We start from the raw sequence: 25,427 nt of genomic DNA, 5'->3' as shown, positions 1-25,427 counted from the left end.
TCTTTATCTGAAAGCGATTTTATGTTATAATAACAACTGTGTTTATTTTATACAAAAAACGAATAGATGACAAGGTATGTATATGACAATAGATTGGGAAGATTTTCTGGATCCATATATTCAGGCGGTTGGTGAGTTGAAAATAAAGCTTCGTGGCATTCGCAAACAGTATCGCAAACAGCAACGCCATTCACCGATCGAGTTTGTAACCGGTCGCGTAAAACATATTGAAAGCATCAAGGAAAAAATGGAACTTCGCGGGATAACTGAGGAAAACTTAGCCCAAGAGATGCAGGATATTGCTGGTTTGCGTGTTATGGTTCAATTTGTAGACGATGTGGATGAAGTTTTAGAAGTTTTACGAAATCGGACAGATATGCGTATCGTCCAGGAACGTGATTACATCAAAAACAAAAAAGACAGTGGTTATCGTAGCTACCATGCCATTGTTGAATATCCAGTAGATACGATTAATGGAAATAAAGTTATCTTGGCAGAAATTCAGATTCGTACCTTGTCCATGAACTTTTGGGCAACGATTGAGCACTCTTTAAACTATAAGTATAAAGGAGAATTTCCAGAGGAAATCAAACGGCGCTTGGAGACAACAGCTAATCTCGCCTATCAGCTAGATGAAGAGATGGGAGCCATTCGCGATGCCATCCAAGAAGCACAAGCGCTCTTTGATCCTCTGCACCGCAAGCTAAATGACGGTGTTGGAAATAGTGACGATACAGATGAAGAATACAGGTAAAAAAATAGCGATAATCCGCAATCGCAAAAGGCAGAGTGAGGAAGTATTTCAAACTCTGATGCAAAAATTGCGGAAAGCAGGCTTTATTCTGACACCCAAAAATCCAGATATCGTGATTTCTGTCGGTGGTGATGGGATGCTGCTATCAGCCTTTCACAAGTATGAAGAGCAGCTGGATAAGGTGCGCTTTGTCGGTGTCCATACCGGACATTTGGGTTTTTATACAGATTACCGAGACTTTGAAATCGATAAATTAGTGGAAAATCTGAAATTAGACACAGGTGCCAAGGTCTCTTATCCGATTTTAAATGTCAAGCTGACCTTTGAAAATGGGGAAACTCGGACGATTCGTGCGCTCAATGAAGCAACGATTAAACGTTCCGACAGAACCATGGTAGTTGATGTGGTCATCAATAATGTCCATTTTGAGCGTTTTAGAGGTGATGGGATTTCTGTCTCAACGCCTACTGGAAGCACAGCCTACAATAAATCGTTAGGAGGAGCTGTTCTACATCCAACGATTGAAGCCTTGCAAGTGACAGAGATTGCTAGCCTCAACAATCGTGTGTATCGTACTTTAGGTTCCTCAGTTATTGTTCCTAAAAAAGATAAGATTGAGCTCCTACCGACTCGTAATGACTACTATACCATAGCGGTTGATAATCAAACATTTTCTTATAAAAATATTGTCCGTATTGAGTACCAAATCGATAATCATAAGATTAACTTTGTAGCTTCACCTAGCCATACCAGCTTTTGGAATCGCGTGAGAGACTCCTTTATCGAGGAGTGCCAAGAATGAGATTTGAATTTATTGCGGATGAGCATGTCAAAGTCAAAACTTTTTTGAAAAAGCATGAAATTTCAAAAGCCCTTTTGGCCAAAGTGAAGTTTGCAGGTGGCAATATTCTTGTCAATGGTCAAACTCAAAATGCCATTTATTTGCTGGATATTGACGATAAGGTGACAGTAGATATCCCTTCTGAGAAAGGCTTTGAAAGCCTAGAAGCCGTGGATCGTGATTTGTCGATCGTGTATGAAGATGAGCACTTTCTAGTTTTAGATAAGCCTGCCGGAGTAGCTAGTATCCCTAGTGTCAACCATTCGAATACGATGGCAAACTTTGTTAAGGCTTACTATATTCGGCAAGATTATGAAAACCAGCAGGTTCACATTGTGACGAGATTGGATCGCGATACCAGTGGACTCATGCTCTTTGCAAAACATGGCTATGCCCATGCAAGACTGGATAAGCAACTGCAGAAAAAAATGATTGAGAAGCGCTATTATGCGCTCGTTCAGGGGAGCGGTGAGCTTAAACTGGAGGGAGATATAATTGCGCCAATCGGGCGCGACCCTGACAGCATCATCACCAGATGTGTGACAAAGGATGGTAAGTATGCTCATACCAGCTACAAGGTTGTAGAGCAGTTTGGCGATATCTATTTGGTAGATATTCGCTTGCTCACTGGACGAACCCATCAAATTCGTGTGCACTTTGCCCATCTTGGCTTTCCTCTTCTTGGGGATGATCTCTATGGTGGGACTTTGGAAGCGGGAATTACACGTCAGGCTTTGCATTGTCACTCTTTATCTTTTTATAATCCATTTTTGGAAAAGCAGCTCCAATTGGAATCCCAGTTGCCGATTGATTTCCAAAACACCATTACATCGTTAACAAAAAATAATTAAAATTTTAAAGGAGAAACTCATGGAAGTTTTTGAAAATCTAAGAGACTCAGTTGTTGGTAAAAATGTTCGTATTGTATTGCCAGAAGGGCAAGAACCGCGTATTCTTCAAGCGGTTAAACGCATAGTCAAAGAATCAGAAGTTACACCAGTTCTTTTGGGGAATCCAGATAAGATCCGTATTTACTTGGAAATCGAAAATATTATGGACGGATATGAAGTCATAGATCCTAAAAACTATGACAGAATGGAAGAAATGGTAGCTGCTCTTGTGGAACGTCGCAAGGGCAAAATCAGTGAAGAAGAAGCTCTTGAGCTTTTAAGAACAGACGTTAATTATTTTGGGGTGATGCTAGTCTATCTCGGTATCGTAGATGGTATGGTTTCTGGCTCTATCCACTCTACAGCTGCTACAGTGCGTCCAGCCTTGCAAATCATTAAAACACGTCCAAATGTAACAAGAACTTCAGGTGCCTTCCTCATGGTGCGTGGTTCAGAACGTTATCTTTTCAGCGACTGTGCCATTAATATCAATCCTGACTCAGAAGCCTTGGCAGAAATTGCGATTAACTCAGCCGTGACAGCTAAAATGTTTGGCATTGATCCTAAGATTGCCATGCTGAGCTATTCAACGAAAGGTTCTGGCTTTGGAGAAAGCGTTGATAAAGTGGTTCAAGCGACTAAGTTGGTCCATGACTTGCGCCCAGACTTAGAAGTTGACGGGGAATTACAATTTGACGCTGCCTTTGTACCAAGCACAGCAGCCTTGAAAGCTCCAGGAAGCAAGGTTGCAGGTAAAGCGACTGTCTTTGTCTTCCCAAGCATTGAAGCAGGAAATATCGGTTATAAAATGGCAGAGCGTTTAGGTGGATTCTCAGCAGTCGGTCCAGTTCTTCAAGGATTGAACAAGCCAGTAAATGACCTTTCACGCGGATGTAATTCAGATGACGTTTATAACTTAACACTGATTACAGCTGCACAAAGTGTTGACCAATAAAATAACTAAAAAAGATGAGTAATTCATCTTTTTTAGTCTGTTTAAGTATGAGAGAAATGTTAGATTTAAAAAAATTTGGAATTGAAATGTGGGAAGAGGAGAAAATTGCCTCTTTTCGCAAGAAATTATTGACGTGGTATGATAAAAACAAACGTGACCTGCCTTGGCGCAGAACAAATAATCCTTATCATATCTGGGTTTCTGAGATTATGTTGCAGCAAACACGTGTGGATACGGTGATTCCTTACTATGAGCGTTTTCTTGACTGGTTTCCAACTGTGGCCGACTTAGCGCAGGCACCAGAAGATAGACTGCTCAAGGCTTGGGAAGGGTTGGGCTATTATTCGCGGGTGCGAAATATGCAAAAAGCAGCCCAGCAGATAATGACGGATTTCGCTGGAAAATTTCCTGATAGCTATGAAGGAATTGCTAGCCTCAAAGGGATTGGACCTTATACGGCTGGTGCCATTGCTAGTATTGCCTTTGGCCTAGCTGAGCCTGCGGTGGATGGCAATGTCATGCGGGTGCTGAGTCGCTTGTTTGAAGTTGATTTAGATATTGGGCAACCAAGCAATCGTAAGGTCTTTCAGGCCATGATGGAGATTCTGATTGATCTAGACAGACCTGGGGATTTCAATCAAGCACTGATGGATCTGGGGTCAGATATTGAATCTCCTGTTAATCCCCATCCAGAAGACAGTCCTGTAAAAGAGTTCAGCGCCGCTTATTTACATGGAACAATGGATAAATACCCAATCAAAGCACCTAAAAAGAAGCCGGTTCCAGTCTATCTGCAAGGCTTGATTATCGAAAACGAACAAGGCCAATTCTTGCTTGAAAAGAATGAGGCTGCTGGCTTGTTATCCGGTTTTTGGCATTTTCCCTTGATTGAAGTTGAGGAATTTCAATCAGAGAATCAGATGTCTCTCTTTGAGGTGGCTGAAAACCAGCTAAATCTGGATTTATCTCCTCAAGAAAGCTTTGAGCAGGATTATGATTTAATTGTCAATTGGCAGCAGCAGTCCTTTCCAAAGGTGCAACATATCTTCAGCCATCGCAAGTGGCATATTCAGCTGGCTTACGGTCGAGTTAAGGATAGCCAGCACGCAGCTGAGGGAGAAGTTTTGTGGCTACATCCAGAAGAATTTGCCAAGTACCCTTTTGCCAAGCCCCAGCAGAAGATGTGGGAGGCTTTTAGGAACCTAAAAGATGGAAACTAAAGTCAATAGTCTATTGTACTTGATTAAATTTACGAAGAATAGGAAATCATTAAAATATGTCCCACACCCCTAGTCCTCCAGATAAAACTTTTATTGGACGTCGTAGCAAACTTGCTGGTGTCATTTATTTTATATTAGGCGCTTTGAATTTCTTACATTGCCTTCTTTATTTTCAGTGGGTATTTTCTCCAACGGTGAAACCTGACTTCGTCATTATTCCAATTTTTATAGGCTTAAATATTTATTTTTTGACTCGCGAGTTCATCTATAAATGCTTCCATTGGTGTGGCTATCATGCCTTACCTGAGTTAGTTGAGTTCGGGAGCGGACGCTATTCCTTTCACTTGCCTGTCTTCGAAAGACATACCGAAAACTATAAAGTCTATTACAGTAAAAGATCAAAGAAACATCAAATTCTCTTCTTTGTAAGCTATATTTTATATGTGAATTTGATTTCAGGAGTTCTTTTGCTCTTCTCATGTGTATACTGGGCTATGTTTATTGAAAGTTCCTCGAGATTTCAAGATTGGCACGCTTTTCTATTTATTTTTTCACTAATCATCCTGTATCTCTGTATTGAAGCTTTATTTAAAAAATATAAACATTGGTTTAAAAATTATTTTAAACTAGATGATAGAATAGTAGAACACGGCTTTCCGATATATACTTTGAAAGAAAAATAAAAGACAAACAATATTGTTTGTCTTTTTCATTTTTAAAATAACTTATAGTCCTTCTCGCTCTGTAAAGAGGGAGGCAAATAAACTACCCTTTAAATGGAAACTTATACTTAAATCCCAGCAAAAGCTTTAATTTCATCTGCAGTCATAGAAGAATCACAACGAACAGCCACTTGACCGTCTTGAACATGAACGAAACCAGGAACCGTCGGAATGCTGTATTCAGAGCGGAAGGCTTGCAGTTTCTCTAATTCGCTGGCTTCTTCGCTGTTAATGAAGTAGATGTGGGCTTTAGTTTCAGCCACAACACCAGCCAATGTTCCAGCAAATTTACGGCAGTAAGGGCAAGTTTTGCGACCAACAAAGAAAGTTGCTGTCTCTTTGTCAGCAATCGCTTGACGAGCTCGGTCAACAGTTGAGACTTCTAGGTCTTTAATATGTTGAGCAAATTGTTCCATAAATAATCCTCATTTCTTTTGATAAAACTAGTATGCCATAAAAAGTAGAAAAATGCATGATTTGGAAACGAAAAACCAGAGAATCTGAACTTTATTCTCTGGTTGATAAGATTATTTTATTTGATAAAGGCATTAATTTCTGCTTCAATAGCAGCAATTTTTGCTTGAGAATCCTCATTGCTATCACCGACAACGGCAATGTAGAACTTGATTTTTGGTTCAGTACCAGAAGGACGAACAGCGATCCATGAACCATCCGCAAGTGTGTATTTCAAGACGTCGCTTGGAGGAGTTGTCAAGTTTGTAACAGTACCATCTGTAGCAGTAGCAGTTTGAGCCTTAAAGTCTTCTACGACAGTAATAGCTGTTTGGTTCCATTCTTTCGGACCATTGTCACGGAATTTAGCCATGATAGCCTTGATTTGCTCAGCTCCATCAACACCAGACAAGGTCACAGAGATAGTCTTTTCTGCGTAGTAGCCGTATTCTTTATAGATTTCTTCGATACCGTCAGCCAGAGTTAAGCCACGTGAACGGTAGTAGGCAGCAAGCTCAGCCACGACCAAAACAGCTTGGATAGCGTCTTTATCGCGTACAAACGGTTTAATCAGATAGCCGAAGCTTTCTTCAAATCCCATCATGTAGGTGTGGTTGTGTTTTTCTTCGAATTCTTGAATCTTTTCAGCGATAAATTTGAAACCAGTCAAGACATTGAACATGGTTGCGCCATAGCTTTCGGCAATCTTAGTCACTAAGTCAGTAGAAACGATAGACTTACAGAGAGCTGCGTTAGCTGGCAGAGTTCCTGCACTCTTATGAGCTTCTAGGATGTACTTAGCCATGATAGCACCGATTTGGTTACCTGAAAGGTTGAGGTAGCTACCATCTTTTTGAAGAACCTCCACACCAACACGGTCAGCGTCTGGGTCAGTTGCAACCAAGACATCTGCACCAACTTTGCGACCCAATTCCTCAGCTAAAGCAAAGGCTGCTTGGCTTTCAGGGTTTGGAGACTTAACAGTAGAGAAGTCTGGATCAGCTACAGCCTGAGCTTCAACAACTTGCACAGAGTCAAATCCAGCTTGGGCAAGAGCACTACGAGCCAGCATTTCACCAGTACCGTGCAGTGGAGTATAGACAATCTTCATGTCCTTGCCGTATTCATCAATCAGTTTTTGGTTGATATTGACATCTTTAACTTCTTTGAGGTATTCTACATCGACAGCTTCGCCGATCACTTCAATCAAGCCAGAAGCTTTTTCAGCTTCAACATCAGCGACCTCAATCGCAAAAGGATTTTCAATCGCACGGATGTAGTCAGTCAATGCATCTGCATCATGCGGAGGCATTTGACCGCCGTCTTCACCATATACCTTGTAGCCGTTAAATGGAGCAGGGTTGTGGCTGGCTGTAATCATGATACCAGCGAAAGTTCCTAGATGGCGCACTGCAAATGAAAGTTCTGGAGTTGGGCGCAGGCTTTCAAAGACATAAGACTTGATACCGTGCTTAGCTAAAACAGCAGCAGATTCAAAGGCAAATTCTGGTGAAAAATGACGAGAGTCGTAAGCAATCGCAACACCGCGTTTTTTGAACTCATCACCTTTTTCTTCAATCAAGCGAGCCAAACCTTCGGTTGCCTGACGGACAACATAGATATTGATACGGTTGGTACCAGCGCCGATCAAACCACGCATACCAGCAGTACCAAACTCAAGGTTTGTATAAAAGGCATCTTCCTTAGTTTTTTCGTCCATACCTTCTAACTCTTTCCGAAGATAGTCAGGAAGTTCAGCGAAGTCAAGCCATTTTTTGAAGTTTTCTTGATAGGTCATAGATGGAGTCTCCTTTATATTTAAGATAGAAAATCATCGTGTCTTTAAGATAGGCCGCAAGATTTTCTTGTTTGTTTAATCGCTTTCATTGTAACATATTTTCATAGTTTTTGAAAGTGCTGACCTAAAAAATAATGAAATCCTTTGAAAAAGTGAACAAAAATAGAGTAAAAAAATAATCACACTAGGTGATTATTTTTTAAGTTTTTCAAGTGCTGGAACGATTGCAACTGTAAGGAGAGCAGATATAATCATTTCTGAGATTGAATTGGCTGATAAAACCAGCGCAAGCATGGCTCTGATGTCTCCATTGTAAACAGATGAAAATAGAATGAAAATTCCTCCGAGAACGAAGATGGTGTTAGTCATTGAACCAACGGCACCAGCCAAAACTAAACCTGGCTTGTTTTTCATCCATTTGTAGACAAAATACGGGGTGATTCCGATTAGAATACGTGGCACCATAGCAATCATCAATGAATTGATGCTTCCATTTTCTACAAAAGGACTGAAGAGGTAGCTAGTTGGCAGCAGGACAACGGTGTTGGTCACCACACTGATTACCCCCATCAGAGCTCCAAGAACAGCTCCAATTCGTGGTCCGTAGATAATACTAGCGATAATGACTGGAATATGAATAATGGTCGGCTTAATCGGAACTGGTAGTAGGTTGAAAATGACAGAGCTCAGCAGATGGAGCACTAACATAATAGCAAAAAAGATAGCAATTTGCGCGATACTAGATTGTTTTCTCATTTAGAATTTCCTTTACTTTTTCTATAATAATATTGACATCAGCTAGAGCGCCAGTCCCATGATCTCCGCAAGCTAGAACAGCTTCACGCGGTTCGATAATCTCCCAGCCAAATTTTTTTAATCTTTCAAAATTGTGCTGAGTTAGTGGATTTTCATACATCTTGGTATTCATGGCTGGCGCGATGGCTTTTTTGACATGAGATGGGAGAGCAAGAGCTGTAGCGGTTACCATATTGTCTGCCAGACCATTAGCCAGTTTGGCGATGGTATTGGCTGTAGCAGGAGCGACTAAGAAAAGATTTGTTTCTTTACCGATTTCAATATGGTTGACCTTGTCTGGCCTCGGCTCGTCCATAAGGTCAAGGGAAACAGGATTCTTTGATAAAACCTGTAAGGTCAGCGGGGTGATAAAGTGACTGGCAGCTTCCGTCATGAGAACAGACACACTATAGCTTAGCTTACCCAGCTGGCTCGTAATATCTGCTGCTTTATAGGCCGAAATACTGCCCGTGACAGCGAGAGTAACATGGATCATGAACTGTCTCCTTTCTGGATATGGCTTAACAATTGTTCAGCAATTTCTTCCTTGGAGAAAGCTTCTGAGACAGTGTTTACTCCTAGGAGATAGGCGTGGTGTTGCCCGTTAGCAATTTCAGTCAAATCGTTGGCTACAATTAATTCAGCTTGATTTTTTTCAAGGCTGGCTTTAGCAGCGGCAAGTAAGTCTTCTTTAGAAACGTCAACTAAGAGCTTAAAGCCAATCAATCGAATATTGGGATTCCATTCCTTGACTTTGCCGATGATTTTAGGATTTTTCTTGAGGAAAAGAACCTGATAATCATCAGCAGACGAAATCTTACTTTCAGAATTACTTTTTTCCAGAAATTCTGCCAAATCTGAACTGGCAAGAACCTCCTCAAATCCTACCATATACACTGGTTTATAGTCAGAAACAGCCATTGAATGAATGAGCACATCATGAGCTGGTACCAGCTCTTCCATGGCTATCAGGAGCTGCTCCGTATCTTCGATCATCTTAATCGTTAGGTTGTCATGCGGTGCAGGTTTAACAGCTTTCGCCGTGGTTAGCAGTGTCACATAGGCACCATTGGCTAAACAATGCTCAGCTATCATTTTTCCAAGTTGACCTGTCGAATGATTGGTGATAGAGCGAACTTGGTCGATTTTTTCACTCGTTCCGCCAGAAGTAATCAATATGTTCATAGCCTTATTCTACAAGAAAAAATGAATTTAGTAAAATAAAATTAACTTAATACTCAATTTAGCCAAACTTATTTTTTTACTAGAAAAGATGCATCATGCAAAAATATTTAAAGTAATTACCGAACATTATGTTGTTATTGGAGTTTAAATGTGCAGTTTTGTATCATATTTGTTATAATAGTTTTATCAAATTAGAGGAGTTCCTTAATGAAAACAGATATCGAAATTGCTCAGAGTGTTGAATTACAGCCTATTGTGGATGTAGTAAAAAAGATTGGCATTGATTATGACGATTTGGAGCTGTACGGAAAGTACAAGGCCAAGCTCAGTTTTGACAAAATTCGTGAGGTAGCGAAAAATCCTGTCGGCAAGCTGATTTTGGTGACGGCAATCAATCCAACTCCAGCTGGAGAAGGTAAGTCTACCATTACCATTGGACTGGCTGATGCACTCAACAAAATTGGTAAGAAAACGATGATTGCCATTCGCGAACCGTCCTTGGGACCAGTGATGGGGATCAAAGGAGGAGCAGCTGGTGGCGGTCACGCGCAAGTCCTACCGATGGAAGATATTAACTTACATTTTACTGGCGACATGCATGCCATTACGACTGCGAATAATGCTCTGTCTGCTCTTATCGACAATCATCTGCATCAGGGAAATGAGTTGGGAATCGATCAGCGTCGCATTATCTGGAAACGGGTGGTTGACCTGAATGACCGGGCTCTTCGTCATGTGACCGTTGGCTTAGGAAGTCCGGTTAATGGTATTCCGCGCGAAGATGGTTTTGATATCACGGTTGCTTCTGAAATCATGGCGATTCTTTGCTTGGCAACAGATATTGAAGATTTGAAAAATCGCTTGGCAAACATTGTCATCGGTTATCGCTATGACCGCACACCAGTCTATGTTCGTGACCTTGAGGTAGAAGGAGCCTTGGCATTAGTCTTGAAAGATGCGATTAAGCCAAATCTAGTTCAGACTATTTACGGAACACCAGCCTTTGTTCATGGTGGACCGTTTGCCAATATCGCCCATGGCTGTAACTCTGTTTTGGCGACTAGCACAGCGCTGCGCTTGGCTGATTATACAGTGACTGAAGCTGGCTTCGGTGCAGACCTTGGCGCTGAGAAATTCCTCGATATCAAGACTCCGAACTTACCAACTTCTCCAGATGCAGTGGTAATTGTCGCAACACTTCGTGCTCTTAAGATGAATGGTGGCGTTGCTAAGGATGCACTTACAGAAGAAAATGTAGAAGCAGTTCGTGCAGGTTTTGCTAACCTTAAACGCCACGTTGAAAATATCCGTAAGTTCGGTATTCCAGCAGTCGTAGCCATCAATGAATTTGTCTCTGATACGGAAGCTGAAATTGCTGCGCTTAAGGAACTCTGTGCAGAAATCGGGGTACCTGTTGAGCTTGCTAGTGTCTGGGCTGATGGTGCTGAAGGCGGTGTGGCTCTAGCTGAAACTGTAGTCAAAACTATTGACGAAAAACCAGCACACTACACTCGTCTTTATGACAATGACTCAACTATCGAAGAGAAGATCGATAAAATTGTCACTGAAATCTATCGCGGTTCAAAAGTAAACTTTGAGAAAAAAGCGCAGACTCAGATTCGGGAAATTGTCAAGAATGGCTGGGACAAGCTGCCAATCTGTATGGCCAAAACACAGTATAGCTTCTCAGACAATCCTGCTGCTTTAGGCGCGCCAGAAAACTTTGAAATTACCATTCGTGAATTGGTACCAAAACTTGGGTCAGGCTTTATCGTGGCTTTGACAGGAGATGTCATGACCATGCCAGGTCTACCAAAACGTCCTGCAGCACTCAATATGGATGTGGCAGCCGATGGTACAGCGATTGGTTTGTTCTAATTGAATTTAAGATATAAGAAGAGGTTGGGCTAAATAGCGCTGGGCCTCTCTTTTTTAGACTTAAATTCCAGATGTTTTGATATAATAAAGCCATATTCCCATCACCTATTTTTTGCTCATAGGAGGATGAACATTGAAAAAAAGAAGTCTCAAACAGGAATTAATTTATTTGGCCTCAGGGGAATCGATAAGTGTCGTGTTGTTCTGTATCGTGTATGTTCTGTATACGAAACCAGAGACTCGATTTGCTACATCCAGCGCTGTCCTTTATTTTCCACTGTTAATTCTTAATCTGATATTGGTTCAAGGTTCCCTCTATTGGCTTAACTGTTTAAGACGAATCCAAAAGAAGAAGGCCTTGGAAACTCAACTACTTGCACCTCTTTATAAAGGATTAAAAGTGCTGGATTTTATGATGCTGCTTGCATATATACCGATTTGGATCTGGTCTTTTATAGTGAGTAGTGGCAGTAATATCATTATTGGAGTTTTACTTTGGTTGTTTGCCATCATTGAATTTGTAAATTATTTTTACTATCGCCTGTCTTACTATACAATGGGTGGCCTAGGACTGCAAGTGATGAGGCCTCTCAAGTTATTATTGACGGGAAAAGCAACCAAATCACAAATTGCAAAAGAAATTTCCTTATACGAAAAAAATATGGAGCATAAATAATGAAAAAGAAATACCTATTAATAACTCTTCTAAGCATTGCCCTTTTGACCTTGACTGGTTGTCAATCTGTTGAAAAGTGGTTTAAAAATGCCAAGGAAGAATGGCTGGGGCTGGAGATGACGGTTCGCACCTATGATGAGAATTCCCAACTCATCGACCAGATGTCGGGCAAATCCTTATCCATCTCGCGTAACGAGGAATTTGACTCAGTTGATGCGGAAGGAAATTCCAAGGAAGATTCTTCTGTGCTCAAAATTACCTTGGGTAAGTATGAGATTGACCATGTGGGCTCTTCCTTGATTGCAGAAGAAAAGGGGTTGAAAGATGTCTTTGCTCAATATCAAAAGACTGCGGATGTTGAGGAGAATAGCCATGCAGTCCCTGTTTTAAATCGTATGATTTCAGCTTTTAAAAACGATTTTACCGGCAAGAAAAAGGTTATTCTGATTCGCTCTCAAAACGGCACTCCGTTGGCTGCCTATGCTGGCGATCGTGTCTCTCTTGATAAATCTGATGCTCCCAAAACTTCTGAGTTGCTGATTGACGGCAAGCGCCTCGTGATTTACCGCTGCGACTACACTATTTATGACCGTGAATTGCTGGAGTAAGTTATGGATGTAGAAGAATTACTTGAAAATCTGAAAGCAGTAGCTAACCCTGACGATGCGGTTGCTATGAAAGCCTATATGAAAAATAAATTTGAATTTTTAGGAATCAAGACTCCGGCTAGGAGGAAACTCGCAAAGATTTTTTTCAAACAGCAAACAGACTCCGTCATTGATTGGGATTTTATAAATGAAGCTTGGAATAATCCTTATCGAGAATTACAGTATGCCGCGCTAGATTATCTGGAAATTCGCAAGAAGCTCTTGACCCCATCTGATTTGCCACGTTTGAAGAAACTAGCTCAAACTAAGTCTTGGTGGGATACCATTGACTTTTTGGACCGCTTGGTCGGATCCATCATTGCCCGATTTCCAGAAACCAAAGAGATTATTCTATCTTGGAGCTGTGACCAAGATTTTTGGTTGCGGCGCCTGGCTATTGATCATCAGTTGCTGCGAAAAGAAGATACTGACACAGAACTATTAGAGAAAATTTTAGTGAATAATCTTGGTCAAACAGAATTCTTTATTAACAAGGCCATCGGCTGGGCGCTGAGAGATTATTCCAAAACAAATCCAGACTGGGTCAGAGATTTTATCGAGCGGCATCAGGCAGAAATGGCTGCGCTTAGTATTCGAGAGGGAAGTAAGTATTTATGAAACATATTTATTTAAAATATCTGGAAGAGAAGGATTACTCAGTTTGGCTGGAAGGATTTTCAAATAGACTACCATCCCAATCACCATTTGATGATGGACTTTTAGATATGACAATTTGTACAGAAAGTTGGTTTGCGGATTTGGTAGCTAAGCACCGCGATTTTCGAGAGAAAGACCAACAGTATATTTGGGGAATTTATGACGCAAAAAGCGGAAAACATGTAGGTATGGTTAATTTATTTGTGCTAGCTAGAGATGATTTTCAATGGGCAGAAATAGGTTATACGATACATAATCAATTTTGGCGTCAGGGCTACGCCAGAGCAATGTTAGAAGAACTCAAGAAAGTCAGTCGCGAACTAGGATTTCATCGTTTAGAAGCACATGTTGATCTACAGAATATCCCTTCGCAAAAATTACTAGAGCAAGCTGATTTCTATCGTGAAGGAGTACGGAAACAATTCCAAAAAGAAGGTCAGGAGTGGAAGGATAGACAAGTTTTTGTTTATATTTTAGATTAAACACCTTGACAAAACGGAAAAAGATAAGGTAAACTATATCTCGTGCGATGAGTCGATATGCAGATTTTCTGCAAATTGAAGCATGGGAGGTCATAAACGCAGGAGCGGACCTTGATCAGTTGTGTGAACCTGCTGATCACACGAAAGTGCCCTTATCCCCAGTCTACGGATTGGGGATTTTCTATTGCTCTTGACGAAACCAGTCTGCAGGACGAAGTCAAGTCTTAGAGCAGTAGATACAGTTTTGTCCGTGAGGGCAAAATCTGTAAACCCTGAAACTTCTCTTAGAGAGGCAAAACAATTAGTCGCAGCCGAGCTTAGAGACATAGATACTGAGACGGTCGACGTCGTGAGTGCTATTGCTCTTGATGAAACTACTCTTAGAAATGCAAGATAGTTATCTGCGGCTGATCTTAGAGACATTGATATTGAGGAGGTCAGCATTGTGAGTGTTGCGTATTTCGACAAAATAAGGCCGTAATTCTTTAGAAATATTTGCATTTTTCCTTAAAAATAGTATAATACTAGAATATACAAAATTTTTAGAAAATTCAGAGGTGGATTGTATGGGATATACAGTTGCTGTAGTTGGTGCCACTGGTGCTGTTGGCGCTCAAATGATTAAAATGCTGGAAGAATCAACACTTCCAATTGACAAGATTCGTTATTTGGCTTCTGCTCGTTCAGCTGGTAAGGTTCTTCAGTTCAAGGGACAAGATGTTACGATCGAAGAAACAACAGAAACTGCCTTTGAAGGCGTAGACATCGCTCTTTTCTCAGCTGGTGGCTCTACTTCAGCAAAATATGCTCCCTATGCAGTTAAAGCTGGTGCAGTCGTAGTGGACAACACCTCATATTTCCGCCAAAATCCTGATGTGCCTCTGGTTGTTCCAGAAGTAAACGCTCATGCACTAGATCAGCATAAAGGGATTATCGCTTGTCCTAATTGCTCAACTATTCAGATGATGGTGGCCTTGGAGCCAGTCCGTCAGCAATGGGGCTTGGAGCGTATCATTGTTTCAACTTATCAGGCGGTTTCTGGTGCAGGTATGGGAGCCATTCTTGAAACGCAACGCGAGCTTCGTGAAGTGTTGAATGATGGTGTGACCCCGCGTGATTTGCATGCGGAAATCTTACCTTCAGGCGGTGACAAGAAACACTATCCTATCGCCTTTAATGCTCTTCCGCAAATCGATGTCTTTACTGACAATGATTACACTTACGAAGAGATGAAGATGACTAAGGAAACCAAGAAAATTATGGAAGACGATAGCATCGCAGTTTCAGCAACGTGTGTACGTATTCCAGTCTTGTCAGCTCACTCTGAGTCTGTTTACATCGAAACAAAAGAAGTGGCTCCAATTGAAGAAGTCAAGGTAGCCATTGCAGCTTTCCCAGGAGCCGTTCTGGAGGATGATGTGGCTAACCAAGTCTACCCACAAGCTATCAATGCTGTTGGCTCACGTGATACCTTTGTTGGTCGTATCCGTAAGGACTTGGATGCTGAAAAAGGAATTCACATGTGGGTTGTTTCAGATAACCTTCTTAAAGGTGCTGCTTGGAACTCTGTACAGATTGCAGAAACGCTTCATGAGCGTGGTTTGGTCCGTCCAACGGAAGAAGTTGTTTTTGAATTAAAATAAACTGTCTAAAAATACGTGACAGGTCGAGGATTGAATTTCTGTCATTCAATCCTCTTTTTATACAAAGAGAGGTAAGTCTATGGCATACGCAGATTTGAAGAATTGTAAAATTATCACCGCTTTTATCACTCCTTTTCATGAAGATGGCTCCATCAATTTTGAGGCTGTTCCAGATTTGATTGAGCATTTGTTGGCTCACCATACAGATGGGATTTTGCTAGCTGGAACGACTGCAGAGAGTCCAACCCTGACTCACGATGAAGAGTTGGAATTGTTTGCGGCTGTACAAGAAGTTGTCAAGGGTCGTGTTCCTTTGATAGCTGGTGTCGGTACCAACGAAACGCGCGACTCCATCGAATTTGTCAAAGAAGTAGATGCGTTTGGTGGTTTTGCGGCAGGTTTGGCCATTGTTCCCTATTACAATAAACCGTCTCAAGAAGGCATGTATCAGCACTTTAAAGCGATTGCGGACGCTTCAAACCTGCCTATCATTATCTATAATATCCCAGGACGGGTAGTAGTTGAGATGACACCTGAGACTATGTTGAGGCTGGCAGAGCACCCAAATATTATTGGCGTGAAGGAATGTACGAGTCTGGCTAATATGGCTTATTTGATTGAACATCGTCCAGAGGAGTTCCTGATTTATACCGGTGAGGATGGCGATGCCTTTCATGCTATGAATCTGGGGGCTGATGGAGTTATTTCAGTTGCTTCTCACACAAACGGTGATGAAATGTTTGAAATGCTGGATGCTATTGAGCACAATGATATCAAAAAAGCAGCAGCTATCCAACGGAAATTCATCCCTAAAGTCAATGCCCTGTTCTCTTATCCAAGCCCAGCCCCAGTCAAGGCCGTTCTCAATTACATGGGCTTTGCAGCAGGTCCAACCCGCTTACCGCTTGTGCCAGCTCCTGAAGAAGATGCTAAGCGTATTATCAAGGTTGTAGTTGATGGCGACTATGAAGCGACTAAAGAGACTGTTAAAGGGGTTCTAAGACCAGATTATTGATCGGCAATTTTGGTTTAGATTTTATATAGATAAGTAAGGTGTGATTAAATAATATGACAGAAGAGCATAGTAAACGAATCGAAGAGTACAAGGCAAAGCGCAGTCTGGAAAAACTTGAGGGGAAGAGAGTTTACGACAAGCCAATTATTCGAACTGGTGATAAGGCAAGTTTTTATGGCGCAGGTCTAACTTTGTTAGGATTTGGTCTGGGGGTTCTTTATCTACTTCTTAACCTTATAACAGATTGGGATTTAAAACTTTTCTCTCTTATCTGGGAAACACTTGCTGGATTAGGGATTGTTGTCAGTCTTTTCGGGGCTTTTAAAATTGGTCGGTTAGAGTTACATACTGTGTCAATGATAGCAGACAAAGAGAAGAATTTTGACATTAAAAGGGCTTTCAATCTTTATAATGTCATCCACAAACCGACTAAGAAAGTTTTACTTCAATACGATAGTGAGGATGATAGTTTAATTTCTCTAAACGCTGGGGGTGATTTATTAGTTGAGCTCCTAAAGAAAGTTGAGGAAGAGAAACTGCCCTTTAATAAGATTAACAAAACTCTGAAATTAGAAGAAGTGTCTGAAAATCATTGGAAAATGCAATATCGTTACAAGAAACAAGACATTGTATTAGAGTAAAATGGTATATAGTATATGCCTGATTAGTTAGTCCTATCTTTTTGAAAAAAACAAGAAAAAATTGTATAATGATAGGGTAAGTTCTAGCTTGAGAGGTGATGAAATGCGGGTTCGTAAGGCAAGCAAGGATGATTGGCAACAAATCCAAAAAATATGTAGAGAAACTTGGCTGGCTACCTATAAAGATATTTACTCCTCTTCCTACATAGAACGAGTGTTTGACATATTCTATAGCCAAGAACGTTTGCATAAGGACTTGACTGAACTTTCTACCGAATGGAACGGCTATTGGCTGGCAGAAAGGAATAGGCAGGTGCTTGGTTGCATTGGTGGTGGAATGAGCGAGGACGGCAGAGCCAATGTCTACGTTCTCTATGTCTTGCCGCAGGCTCAACGTTTGGGAATCGGTCATGAGTTACTGGAGACCTTGACAAGTTATCAAAAATCACAATATCAAGCAAGAGAACAAGCCGTCACAGTAACCGAAGGAAATGCTATCGGTCTTCCATTTTATGAAAAAGAGGGTTTTGTCTTCGAGTCTGCCACTGAAAATTGGATTGATAGCAGTCAAGCCAGAGATTTACACTATATCAGAAATATATAAATAAGGAGTATTTTATGAAAGTTATTAAACGCAGTGGGGAAGTCGTTGACTTTGACCCAGATAAAATCTATCAAGCGGTATTAAAAGCAGCTCAAACTGTTTATGTCTTGACAGACGACCTCCGTCAAAATCTAGCCTTGGTCACAAAAAAAGTCGTGTTAGATTTGGAAGAAGCCAAGGTTGAGCGTGCGACTATCAGTATGATTCAGTCTATGGTTGAAAACCGTCTCTTGGGAGCAGGTTATATCACCATTGCTGAGCATTATATTTCTTACCGCTTGCAGCGTGATTTGGAGCGCAGTGGTTACGGTGATCATATCGCTGTCCATTTGCATTTTGAGCAAATCCGATAACAATGCTGAAAAGCCCACATGGGCTTTTTCTTTTTCAAAACTCAATTTATAAAGTCACTTCAAAGTAGATTTTTCTTTAGGATTTGTAACCGTATTCAAAGATTTTTCCTAGTTTTTATTAGAAAAAGACCTTTCAAAGCCAATAAAATCAATATGTATAATCTAAACTTATGGTCTTATTAATCTTTCTTAAGTAGACATCATAACATATTAGATATAAAATGAAAGCGTCAACAAATACTGAGCTACAAAATGAAAGCGCTCTTATACAAATAAAAACTATACAAAAGGAGTCAATAAAATGGCAACTAAAGAAGAAATTTTACGTGAACTATACCCTGAGGATCTTTTCCACTATGCCGATGGCTTGACATTGGGAGAAGCGGAAGTATTACAAGAAACTCGTCGTTTGATTGAAAAACATCTTCGTCCAGTCATTAATGAATATTGGGAAGCACCGGATTTCCCATTTGAAGAATTCTATGCAGTTGCTAAAGGCGCTCAAATCATGAACAACCCTAAATTGTTCGAAGGACGCGAAGGCAACTACAAACCATCAGAACTTTACATCGCATTCTTGTATTTGGAATTAGGCCGTTTCGATGCGTCTATAGCGACTTTCTTCACAGTTCATGGTGGACTTTGCTACAACACAGTCTTGCTTGGTGGTGACGAGCGTCAACAAAAAGAGTTCCTTCCTAAGTTAGCTGCATTTGACTGGCAAGGATGTTTCGCTTTGACTGAGCCATTGTCAGGTTCTGACATTGCTGGAGGGCTTGCAACAACAGCTGAGCGTGTTGGCGATAAATGGATCTTGAATGGAGAAAAACGTTGGATCGGTGGATCAGATACAGCTGATGTTGTTCCAGTATTCGCTCGTGACGTTGAAGATGGGAAAGTGAAATGTTTCATCGTTCGTAAAGGTGCTCCTGGCTATCATGCAGAACCAATCCCTCACAAAACTGCTCTTCGTTGCGTACGTAATGGCCACATTACTATGAAGAACGTTGAAGTTCCAGATTCAGACCGTTTGGTAAACATCAATGGATTTGGCGATGTAGCTCGTATCTTGACATTCACTCGTGCTGACGTTGCTCACATTGCAACTGCTATCACTTGTGGTTCATACGTAGCTGCTCTTAAATATGCTAAAGATCGTCAACAATTCAAACGCCCAATTGCTGCATTCCAAATCGTACAAGAAAAATTAGCTAGAATGCAAGCTAACGCAGTGGCAGTACTTTCATATTCAGCTCGTATTGCAGAAATGCAAGAAGCAGGTAACGAATTGATGCTTAACTCTGCACTTGCTAAGATGCACAACTCATTGGTAATGCGTGAAACAGTTGCACTTGCACGTGAAACATGTGGTGGTAACGGAATCACTCTTGAAACTGATGTAGCTCGCTTCTTTGCAGATGCTGAAGCAATCTACACATATGAAGGTTCTCATGAAGTGAATGCTTTGATTGTAGGCCGTGAAATCACTGGTATTGGAGCATTTGTATAATAATGAATTTGGAACGATTGCTCAGCATTTGCTAGTAATCGTTCCGATTCTTTCTTTTTGAAGTTTATATTTTGATAGTAAATAGGAGAAAAAAATGAGTATTTCAAAAGTGATGATCATCGGATCAGGTCAAATGGGAAGCGGTATTGCACAAGTCTTTGCTCAATCAGGTTTCACAGTTTATCTCAATGATATCAAGGAAGAGTTTGTTCAAAGAGGACTAGATGGTATCGCTAAGCAATTGTCTCGTTCTGTTGAAAAAGGTCGTTTGTCGGAAGAAGATAAAGACAGCATTTTGGCAAATCTGATTCCTTCTACATCTTATGAAGATGCTAAACATGCTCAATTGGTTATTGAAGCGGCTACTGAAAATCGCGACATCAAATTGAGCATCTTTAAACAGTTGGATGAGTTGACTGATCCTCAAACTATTTTGGCTTCAAACACTTCATCTCTATCTATTACTGATATTGCAGCTGCGACAGTTCATCAAGAACGCGTTATTGGTATGCACTTCTTCAACCCAGCACCAGTTATGAAATTGGTTGAAGTTATTCGTGCGCTTCAAACATCAGATGAAGTTGTGAAAGCTGTTCGTGAATTGACTGAAAAAATCGGTAAAACAGCTGTAGATGTGAAAGATTCTTATGGTTTTGTTGTGAACCGTGTCTTGATTCCAATGATCAATGAGGCTATTTTCATCTTAGGAGAAGGAATTGCTTCAGCGGAAGAAATTGACGAAGCAATGAAACTAGGTGCTAATCACCCAATTGGCCCATTAGCATTGGCTGACTTGATCGGTCTTGATGTCTGCTTGGCTATCATGGGAGTATTAAACAATGGATTTGGAGATCCTAAGTATCGTCCTGCTCCACTTCTGAAGAAGATGGTTGAAGCTGGTAAGCTTGGTCGCAAGACTAAAGAAGGATTCTTTAAATACTAAGATATAAGGAGCGAGAAATGAAAGAAGCAGTTATTGTAGCAGCAGTCCGCACACCTTTAGGTTCTTTTGGTGGAACTTTAAAAAATGTTTCGGCTGTTGATCTAGGTAGTTTGGTTATTAAAAGTGCTATTGAACGAGCAAATTTGAAACCCGAACAAGTTGATGAAGTTATCATGGGGAATGTTCTGGGTGCGGGTCTTGGTCAAAACGTAGCTCGTCAAATGAGTGTTAACGCAGGTGTCCCAGTAGCTTCTCCAGCTTTCACTATTAACAAAGTTTGTGGCTCTGGTTTGAAAGCAGTTCAATTGGCGGCTCAAGCTGTATTGTGTGGAGATGCTGATATCGTTGTAGCCGGTGGGGCTGAAAACATGAGTCAAGCTCCTTATGTCCTTCAAAACCAACGTTGGGGCGCTCGTATGGGAGACTCTCAAGTGGTAGACACTATGCTTCGCGATGGCTTGACAGATGCCTTTGAATCCTTCCATATGGGAATTACAGCTGAAAACGTTGCTGAACAATATGGCATTACACGTGAAGACCAAGATAACTTTGCTGTGCAATCTCAAAAACGTGCAGTTGCAGCGATCGAAGCTGGTCGTTTCAAAGAAGAAATTGTTCCTGTTGAAATTCCGCAACGTAAGGGTGATCCTATCGTATTTGATACAGATGAATTTCCAAGAAAAGATGCTTCTCTTGAAGGATTGGGAAAATTGCGTCCAGTGTTCAAGAAAGATGGTACTGTAACTGCTGGTAATGCTTCAGGTATTAACGACGGTGCAGCAGCAGTTGTTGTTATGAGTGCTGATAAGGCTAAAGAATTGGGCGTTCCAGTTTTAGCAACGATCAAATCTTACGCAAGCGCTGGACTAGATCCAAAAGTTATGGGTTGTGGTCCGATTTACGCATCTCGTAAAGCCCTTGAAAAAGGCGGATTTACAGTGGAAGATTTAGATTTGGTTGAATCCAATGAAGCATTTGCAGCGCAAGCATGTGCCGTTGGAAAAGAATTGAATCTTGATCCTGAAAAAGTCAATGTAAATGGTGGTGCGATCGCTCTTGGTCACCCAATCGGTGCTTCAGGCTGCCGTATTTTGGTAACACTTTTGCATGAAATGCAAAAACGTGATGTTAAACGTGGCCTTGCTACCCTTTGTATCGGTGGCGGAATGGGTACAGCGGTCATCGTAGAACGCTAAACCCTAGTTCATTTTTGAAGTTTTCCATTTGCTTCTACTATGTAAACAAGTCCTATCGATGTGCTGTTTCTTGCAAACAAGCCTTGATAGGACTTGTTTTATTTTTCGAAAAATTAATTTGAATATCAAAACTATAAGCTTAGCTTATTGATGTATAAATGATGATTAAGTAGACGAAGTGTGAGAAATGGTATATTATAAGAATGTAAGCTCTTACATTTGTGGTTTAAGTATTTGTTGACACCATACTTAGTCATTCAATTTTTATAAGTAGGAGCATAAAAATGAGTAAAACTGTTTTATTAGAAGTTAAAAATGGGATTGGATATATTACTATCAACCGTCCTGAAGCTTTGAACGCCTTGAGTTCTCAAGTTTTGGCTGATTTGAATGAAGTTCTTGATCAAGTTGAGAAAAGCGAGGAAATTCGCGTTGTCATCGTAACTGGAGCAGGAGAAAAAGCATTCGTCGCTGGAGCAGATATCAAGGAAATGGATTTGATGTCACCTATTCAAGCATTTGAATACATGACATTTGCAAACGATACATTTACTCGCCTTTCAGATTTACGCCAACCAACGATTGCAGTCATCAATGGTTATGCACTCGGTGGTGGTATGGAGCTAGCACTTTCAACAGATATCCGTATTGGATTTGAAAAAACAGTGGTTGGCTTCCCAGAAGTTGGCTTGGGTATTATTCCGGGATTTGCTGGTACTCAGCGGATGTCTCGCTTGATTGGAACTAGCCGTGCCAAAGAACTTATCTTCACTGCTCGTACAGTGAAAGGTCAAGAAGCCTATGACTTAGGTATTCTTAACAAACTGGTTCCTGCTGAAGAATTGTTGTCTTCAGCTGAAGAATTAGCCGCAGCCATCATGAAGAATGCACCGTTAGCTGTTGAAAAAGCAAAACATGTCATTCAAGTTGGTGCGGAACTTCCTCTTAAAAATGCAATCCGTCTGGAAACAGAAGCAGAAGCCTTGCTCTTCTCTACAGAAGACAAACTAGAAGGAATGCGTGCTTTTGTTGAAAAACGCAAAGCTGTTTTCAATCGTAAGTAAAAGAGGAGGTATCAGCATGAAATCAGTTGTATCATTATCAGACGCTATTTCTAAGGTCAAATCGGGTGATATCGTTGGAATTTCTGGATTCCTCGGTGTCGGTGAACCTTTTGAATTGATTGAAGAACTAGTAAAACAAAACCAGCAAGACTTGACTTTGGTATCGGTGGTAACATCTCATCCTGGTAAAGAAGTTGGGGTTGGACGACTTTGTGAAAATCACCAAGTAAAAAAATATATTGCAGCCCACATAGGAACATCTGCAGCAGCTCAACGTGAGTATTTTGAAAAGAAGATGGAAGTCGAATTTACACCGATGGGAACTGTTGTCGAGCGTCTCCATGCAGCTGGAGCTGGCTTAGGAGCTGTCTTGACCCCGACAGGAGTCGGAACAATCTTAGAAAAAGATTATGAAAAAGTAGAGCGTAATGGCCGTGAATACTTGGTCTATGATCCACTTAAAATTGATGTTGCCTTAATCAAAGCGACTAAAGCTGACAAATACGGCAACTTGTATATCGATGGCACTACGAAAAACATTTCCTTGCAATTAGCTCTCGCAGCAGATACTGTTATCGTTGAAGCGAATGAAATTGTTGAAGCTGGCGAAATTCATCCGAATGATATTTACATTCCGGGCATCCTTGTTGACTATGTCGTACAAAGCTTGACTCCAGAAGAACACCATAAGATGATGGGTGATCTTTGGACTGAGACTAAAAAATTGGCGGGGGTGAACTAATATGAAAGCAAAAGAAATTATTGCAAGACGTGTTGCACAAGAATTTAAAGATGGAGATGTTGTCAATCTAGGATTTGGTATTCCAAACGCAGCTGCTGACTATATTCCTGAGGGAGTAAACGTTATTCTTCAGGCTGAAAATGGAGCGCTTCGCTTTGGTGAAACACCAACGAAAGATACTTACAATCCAAACTTAGCAAACTCTGGAGGAGCGCCAATTACTCTCTTACCTGGAGCAGCATTGTTTGACTTGCAGACTTCCTTCGCGATCATCCGTGGTGGACACGTTGATGCGACCGTGCTAGGAGCTTTGGAAGTCAGTCAAGATGGTAGTATCGCTAACTGGATTATTCCAGGTAAGTTTGCACCAGGAATGGGTGGAGCGATGGACTTGTTGGTTGGAGCGAAACGCGTTATCGGTGCAATCCAGCATACTACTTCAGACGGTGAATCTAAACTCTTGCCGGAGTGCACTTTGCCACTTTCTGCTAAAGGAGTTCTTGATCTAGTCATTACAGAGTTGGCTGTCTTTGGTTTCCAAGATGGTAAGTTCCTCTTGAAAGAACTTGCTCCCGGCGTTACCCTAGAGGAAGTTCTTGAAAAGACAGCAGGAGAAGTAATTGTTTCAGAAGACTTGAAAACGATGTCAATCTAATAAAGTTAGTAAGCAATTATTCTGCTCTTTCTCTGAAAGTGTGTTACTATGTGTTTATGACAACTTGAGCGATGATTAGTTTTTAATCAGAATACTAGCAACTGGTCATCATGCTTCGAGGGCCAGTTGCTGTTTTATTTATGGCAAATTACCTCGTGAAAATTTGAAAGATGGGAGACGAAAAGTGGATATAATTCAAATGACTTACTTTATCAATATCGTCGAATGTGGATGCAATCTTTCTATCGCGGCTAAGAAAATTCATATCAGTCAGTCAGCCTTGAGTCAGTTTGTCACAAATTTTGAATCAACGGAAGGAATCCAGCTCTTCAATCGTAGAAATGGAAGATTAGAGAGTCTGACGGAAGCTGGTGGTAAGATTTACCGCTTTGCCACAGAGATTGTCAACCGGCATGAAGAGATGCAATCAATGATTCATATGGAAGCCCTCAAACAAAAAGGGACCTTTAACTTGGGCATTCCATCATTGATTTTACGTGTATATTTTTCTAGTATTTTACCAAAGTTTTTACAAGACAATCCGCAAGTCAACATTCAGGTTACTGAGGATGGAAGTAATGAATTACGTCAAAAGCTGGTTGCAGGGGATCTGAATTTTGCAGTACTAATCGAACCTACTAATCTGGACCCAAAGAAATATGAACAGTATATCATTCAAGTTGATGAATACGTTGCTTATATGGATAAGAATCATCCTTTGGCGGACAAAGAATTATTGGAGTGGAAAGATATAGCTCAGTACGGTTTAGCGACCTTTAATAAATCATTTACAACCTACGATTTAATCACTGAAAAATTAAAGAGTAAAAAGATAAAAGCAAATTTTGCCTATTTATCATCGACATGGGATTTCTTGATAGAGTCAACTTATCAAAACGATATGATTGCACTTTTACCTCGTCCTTTAGAGTATTTTGTCGATAAGAATAAATTTAAGGTTGTGCGCTTTAAGGATCCGGTTCCTTTCAACATTTGGTTCTGTCGGCCTTATAAAGCAAGCTACAATGAGGTAGAAGCATACGTATACGAAGAGCTTTTAAAAGGTTATTATCAGCCTCTTTCTGAGCCACATTCATAAAGGGAGAAT

27 protein-coding genes are annotated in these 25,427 nt (G+C 40.8%); 22 read left to right on the top strand and 5 right to left on the bottom strand.

The features are described from left to right. Positions 1-82 precede the first annotated feature (82 nt). From O3651_RS00945 to mutY, 5 genes are read left to right on the top strand one after another with little or no spacing between them, the layout of a single operon-like run. Positions 83-754, top strand: a complete 672-nt coding sequence (locus tag O3651_RS00945) for a GTP pyrophosphokinase family protein (RefSeq protein ID WP_037585978.1) — start codon at positions 83-85, stop codon at positions 752-754. Further along, positions 738-1,556 carry an NAD kinase gene (locus tag O3651_RS00940; RefSeq protein WP_005590379.1) on the top strand — a complete coding sequence of 273 codons (819 nt, stop codon included), beginning with the start codon at positions 738-740 and terminating at the stop codon, positions 1,554-1,556. Before O3651_RS00945 ends, O3651_RS00940 begins: the two co-directional genes overlap by 17 nt. Next, the gene (locus tag O3651_RS00935; protein ID WP_371609249.1) at positions 1,553-2,446 is read left to right on the top strand and encodes an RluA family pseudouridine synthase; all 894 of its coding nucleotides are present in this window, start codon (positions 1,553-1,555) and stop codon (positions 2,444-2,446) included. The genes O3651_RS00940 and O3651_RS00935 overlap by 4 nt, the downstream gene beginning before the upstream one ends. 19 nt (positions 2,447-2,465) lie before the next feature. Continuing rightward, positions 2,466-3,440, top strand: a complete 975-nt coding sequence (pta, locus tag O3651_RS00930) for a phosphate acetyltransferase (RefSeq protein ID WP_371609248.1) — start codon at positions 2,466-2,468, stop codon at positions 3,438-3,440. A gap of 56 nt (positions 3,441-3,496) precedes the next feature. Beyond that, positions 3,497-4,660, top strand: coding sequence for an A/G-specific adenine glycosylase (mutY, locus tag O3651_RS00925; protein WP_371609247.1), 1,164 nt, complete (start codon positions 3,497-3,499; stop codon positions 4,658-4,660). A 790-nt stretch (positions 4,661-5,450) separates the two neighbouring features. Here mutY and O3651_RS00920 read toward each other — a convergent pair. From O3651_RS00920 to O3651_RS00900, 5 genes are all read right to left on the bottom strand, one after another. Further along, positions 5,451-5,798 carry a thioredoxin gene (locus O3651_RS00920; protein WP_371609246.1) on the bottom strand — a complete coding sequence of 116 codons (348 nt, stop codon included), beginning with the start codon at positions 5,796-5,798 and terminating at the stop codon, positions 5,451-5,453. 116 nt (positions 5,799-5,914) lie between these two features. Then, positions 5,915-7,633 (bottom strand): phospho-sugar mutase, encoded by a 1,719-nt coding sequence (locus tag O3651_RS00915; RefSeq protein WP_371609245.1) that lies wholly within the window; start codon positions 7,631-7,633, stop codon positions 5,915-5,917. Between the two features lie 192 nt (positions 7,634-7,825). Further along, on the bottom strand, positions 7,826-8,389 hold the full coding sequence (locus tag O3651_RS00910; protein WP_125381963.1) for an ECF transporter S component: 564 nt from the start codon (positions 8,387-8,389) through the stop codon (positions 7,826-7,828). Next, a complete protein-coding gene (coaC, locus tag O3651_RS00905; protein ID WP_371609244.1) occupies positions 8,373-8,924 on the bottom strand; it encodes a phosphopantothenoylcysteine decarboxylase in 552 nt (183 codons plus the stop codon). Before coaC ends, O3651_RS00910 begins: the two co-directional genes overlap by 17 nt. Next, positions 8,921-9,613 (bottom strand): phosphopantothenate--cysteine ligase, encoded by a 693-nt coding sequence (locus tag O3651_RS00900; RefSeq protein ID WP_371609243.1) that lies wholly within the window; start codon positions 9,611-9,613, stop codon positions 8,921-8,923. Before O3651_RS00900 ends, coaC begins: the two co-directional genes overlap by 4 nt. A 207-nt stretch (positions 9,614-9,820) precedes the next feature. Between O3651_RS00900 and O3651_RS00895 the strand changes: the two genes are divergently transcribed. The 17 genes from O3651_RS00895 (at position 9,821) to O3651_RS00815 (ending at position 25,418) form a co-directional block, all read left to right on the top strand. Next, positions 9,821-11,491, top strand: a complete 1,671-nt coding sequence (locus tag O3651_RS00895; protein ID WP_371609242.1) for a formate--tetrahydrofolate ligase — start codon at positions 9,821-9,823, stop codon at positions 11,489-11,491. A gap of 133 nt (positions 11,492-11,624) precedes the next feature. After that, complete coding sequence (locus O3651_RS00890) at positions 11,625-12,167, top strand: hypothetical protein (protein WP_371609241.1); 543 nt, start codon at positions 11,625-11,627, stop codon at positions 12,165-12,167. Next, positions 12,167-12,775: a DUF5052 family protein gene (locus O3651_RS00885; RefSeq protein ID WP_048764452.1), complete on the top strand. Its 609-nt coding sequence runs from the start codon at positions 12,167-12,169 to the stop codon at positions 12,773-12,775. Before O3651_RS00890 ends, O3651_RS00885 begins: the two co-directional genes overlap by 1 nt. Positions 12,776-12,778: 3 nt before the next feature. Continuing rightward, positions 12,779-13,432: a DNA alkylation repair protein gene (locus tag O3651_RS00880; protein ID WP_371609240.1), complete on the top strand. Its 654-nt coding sequence runs from the start codon at positions 12,779-12,781 to the stop codon at positions 13,430-13,432. Beyond that, positions 13,429-13,953: a GNAT family N-acetyltransferase gene (locus O3651_RS00875; protein WP_062005294.1), complete on the top strand. Its 525-nt coding sequence runs from the start codon at positions 13,429-13,431 to the stop codon at positions 13,951-13,953. Before O3651_RS00880 ends, O3651_RS00875 begins: the two co-directional genes overlap by 4 nt. Positions 13,954-14,519: 566 nt before the next feature. After that, positions 14,520-15,596 carry an aspartate-semialdehyde dehydrogenase gene (locus O3651_RS00870; RefSeq protein ID WP_371609239.1) on the top strand — a complete coding sequence of 359 codons (1,077 nt, stop codon included), beginning with the start codon at positions 14,520-14,522 and terminating at the stop codon, positions 15,594-15,596. Positions 15,597-15,675: 79 nt separating this feature from the next. Then, positions 15,676-16,611, top strand: a complete 936-nt coding sequence (gene dapA, locus O3651_RS00865; RefSeq protein ID WP_223367512.1) for a 4-hydroxy-tetrahydrodipicolinate synthase — start codon at positions 15,676-15,678, stop codon at positions 16,609-16,611. Between the two features lie 53 nt (positions 16,612-16,664). Next, on the top strand, positions 16,665-17,252 hold the full coding sequence (locus O3651_RS00860) for a hypothetical protein (protein ID WP_223367513.1): 588 nt from the start codon (positions 16,665-16,667) through the stop codon (positions 17,250-17,252). Positions 17,253-17,355: 103 nt separating this feature from the next. Further along, entirely contained in the window at positions 17,356-17,856 is a 501-nt protein-coding gene (locus tag O3651_RS00855) for a GNAT family N-acetyltransferase (protein ID WP_223367514.1), read from the top strand. A gap of 14 nt (positions 17,857-17,870) precedes the next feature. After that, the gene (locus O3651_RS00850; protein WP_015604984.1) at positions 17,871-18,209 is read left to right on the top strand and encodes an ATP cone domain-containing protein; all 339 of its coding nucleotides are present in this window, start codon (positions 17,871-17,873) and stop codon (positions 18,207-18,209) included. A 301-nt stretch (positions 18,210-18,510) separates the two neighbouring features. Then, positions 18,511-19,719: an acyl-CoA dehydrogenase family protein gene (locus tag O3651_RS00845; protein ID WP_005590354.1), complete on the top strand. Its 1,209-nt coding sequence runs from the start codon at positions 18,511-18,513 to the stop codon at positions 19,717-19,719. A gap of 94 nt (positions 19,720-19,813) precedes the next feature. Further along, positions 19,814-20,662 (top strand): 3-hydroxybutyryl-CoA dehydrogenase, encoded by an 849-nt coding sequence (locus O3651_RS00840; RefSeq protein WP_223367515.1) that lies wholly within the window; start codon positions 19,814-19,816, stop codon positions 20,660-20,662. Between the two features lie 17 nt (positions 20,663-20,679). Next, a complete protein-coding gene (locus O3651_RS00835; RefSeq protein ID WP_223367516.1) occupies positions 20,680-21,858 on the top strand; it encodes an acetyl-CoA C-acetyltransferase in 1,179 nt (392 codons plus the stop codon). A gap of 284 nt (positions 21,859-22,142) precedes the next feature. Next, complete coding sequence (locus tag O3651_RS00830) at positions 22,143-22,922, top strand: enoyl-CoA hydratase/isomerase family protein (RefSeq protein ID WP_005590351.1); 780 nt, start codon at positions 22,143-22,145, stop codon at positions 22,920-22,922. Positions 22,923-22,938: 16 nt separating this feature from the next. Further along, positions 22,939-23,664 carry a CoA transferase subunit A gene (locus O3651_RS00825; protein ID WP_045497406.1) on the top strand — a complete coding sequence of 242 codons (726 nt, stop codon included), beginning with the start codon at positions 22,939-22,941 and terminating at the stop codon, positions 23,662-23,664. Position 23,665: 1 nt separating this feature from the next. Next, a complete protein-coding gene (locus tag O3651_RS00820; protein WP_371609238.1) occupies positions 23,666-24,319 on the top strand; it encodes a 3-oxoacid CoA-transferase subunit B in 654 nt (217 codons plus the stop codon). A gap of 184 nt (positions 24,320-24,503) precedes the next feature. After that, on the top strand, positions 24,504-25,418 hold the full coding sequence (locus O3651_RS00815; RefSeq protein WP_167395900.1) for a LysR family transcriptional regulator: 915 nt from the start codon (positions 24,504-24,506) through the stop codon (positions 25,416-25,418). The last annotated feature ends 9 nt before the right edge of the window (positions 25,419-25,427 follow it).

Source organism: Streptococcus sp. 27098_8_73 (assembly GCF_041432495.1).
Lineage (GTDB): Bacteria > Bacillota > Bacilli > Lactobacillales > Streptococcaceae > Streptococcus.
The sequence above is the reverse complement of the archived record's forward strand: the minus strand, read 5'-3'. Positions and strand labels throughout refer to the sequence as shown.

Bases quoted from the DNA above. Each gene is read 5' to 3' on its own strand.
- O3651_RS00945 (WP_037585978.1), top strand. From the start codon at position 83: ATGACAATAGATTGGGAAGATTTTCTGGATCCATATATTCAGGCGGTT.
- O3651_RS00940 (WP_005590379.1), top strand. From the start codon at position 738: ATGAAGAATACAGGTAAAAAAATAGCGATAATCCGCAATCGCAAAAGG.
- O3651_RS00935 (WP_371609249.1), top strand. From the start codon at position 1,553: ATGAGATTTGAATTTATTGCGGATGAGCATGTCAAAGTCAAAACTTTT.
- pta (WP_371609248.1), top strand. From the start codon at position 2,466: ATGGAAGTTTTTGAAAATCTAAGAGACTCAGTTGTTGGTAAAAATGTT.
- mutY (WP_371609247.1), top strand. From the start codon at position 3,497: ATGTTAGATTTAAAAAAATTTGGAATTGAAATGTGGGAAGAGGAGAAA.
- O3651_RS00920 (WP_371609246.1), bottom strand. From the start codon at position 5,798: ATGGAACAATTTGCTCAACATATTAAAGACCTAGAAGTCTCAACTGTT.
- O3651_RS00915 (WP_371609245.1), bottom strand. From the start codon at position 7,633: ATGACCTATCAAGAAAACTTCAAAAAATGGCTTGACTTCGCTGAACTT.
- O3651_RS00910 (WP_125381963.1), bottom strand. From the start codon at position 8,389: ATGAGAAAACAATCTAGTATCGCGCAAATTGCTATCTTTTTTGCTATT.
- coaC (WP_371609244.1), bottom strand. From the start codon at position 8,924: ATGATCCATGTTACTCTCGCTGTCACGGGCAGTATTTCGGCCTATAAA.
- O3651_RS00900 (WP_371609243.1), bottom strand. From the start codon at position 9,613: ATGAACATATTGATTACTTCTGGCGGAACGAGTGAAAAAATCGACCAA.
- O3651_RS00895 (WP_371609242.1), top strand. From the start codon at position 9,821: ATGAAAACAGATATCGAAATTGCTCAGAGTGTTGAATTACAGCCTATT.
- O3651_RS00885 (WP_048764452.1), top strand. From the start codon at position 12,167: ATGAAAAAGAAATACCTATTAATAACTCTTCTAAGCATTGCCCTTTTG.
- O3651_RS00880 (WP_371609240.1), top strand. From the start codon at position 12,779: ATGGATGTAGAAGAATTACTTGAAAATCTGAAAGCAGTAGCTAACCCT.
- O3651_RS00875 (WP_062005294.1), top strand. From the start codon at position 13,429: ATGAAACATATTTATTTAAAATATCTGGAAGAGAAGGATTACTCAGTT.
- O3651_RS00870 (WP_371609239.1), top strand. From the start codon at position 14,520: ATGGGATATACAGTTGCTGTAGTTGGTGCCACTGGTGCTGTTGGCGCT.
- dapA (WP_223367512.1), top strand. From the start codon at position 15,676: ATGGCATACGCAGATTTGAAGAATTGTAAAATTATCACCGCTTTTATC.
- O3651_RS00860 (WP_223367513.1), top strand. From the start codon at position 16,665: ATGACAGAAGAGCATAGTAAACGAATCGAAGAGTACAAGGCAAAGCGC.
- O3651_RS00855 (WP_223367514.1), top strand. From the start codon at position 17,356: ATGCGGGTTCGTAAGGCAAGCAAGGATGATTGGCAACAAATCCAAAAA.
- O3651_RS00850 (WP_015604984.1), top strand. From the start codon at position 17,871: ATGAAAGTTATTAAACGCAGTGGGGAAGTCGTTGACTTTGACCCAGAT.
- O3651_RS00845 (WP_005590354.1), top strand. From the start codon at position 18,511: ATGGCAACTAAAGAAGAAATTTTACGTGAACTATACCCTGAGGATCTT.
- O3651_RS00840 (WP_223367515.1), top strand. From the start codon at position 19,814: ATGAGTATTTCAAAAGTGATGATCATCGGATCAGGTCAAATGGGAAGC.
- O3651_RS00835 (WP_223367516.1), top strand. From the start codon at position 20,680: ATGAAAGAAGCAGTTATTGTAGCAGCAGTCCGCACACCTTTAGGTTCT.
- O3651_RS00830 (WP_005590351.1), top strand. From the start codon at position 22,143: ATGAGTAAAACTGTTTTATTAGAAGTTAAAAATGGGATTGGATATATT.
- O3651_RS00825 (WP_045497406.1), top strand. From the start codon at position 22,939: ATGAAATCAGTTGTATCATTATCAGACGCTATTTCTAAGGTCAAATCG.
- O3651_RS00820 (WP_371609238.1), top strand. From the start codon at position 23,666: ATGAAAGCAAAAGAAATTATTGCAAGACGTGTTGCACAAGAATTTAAA.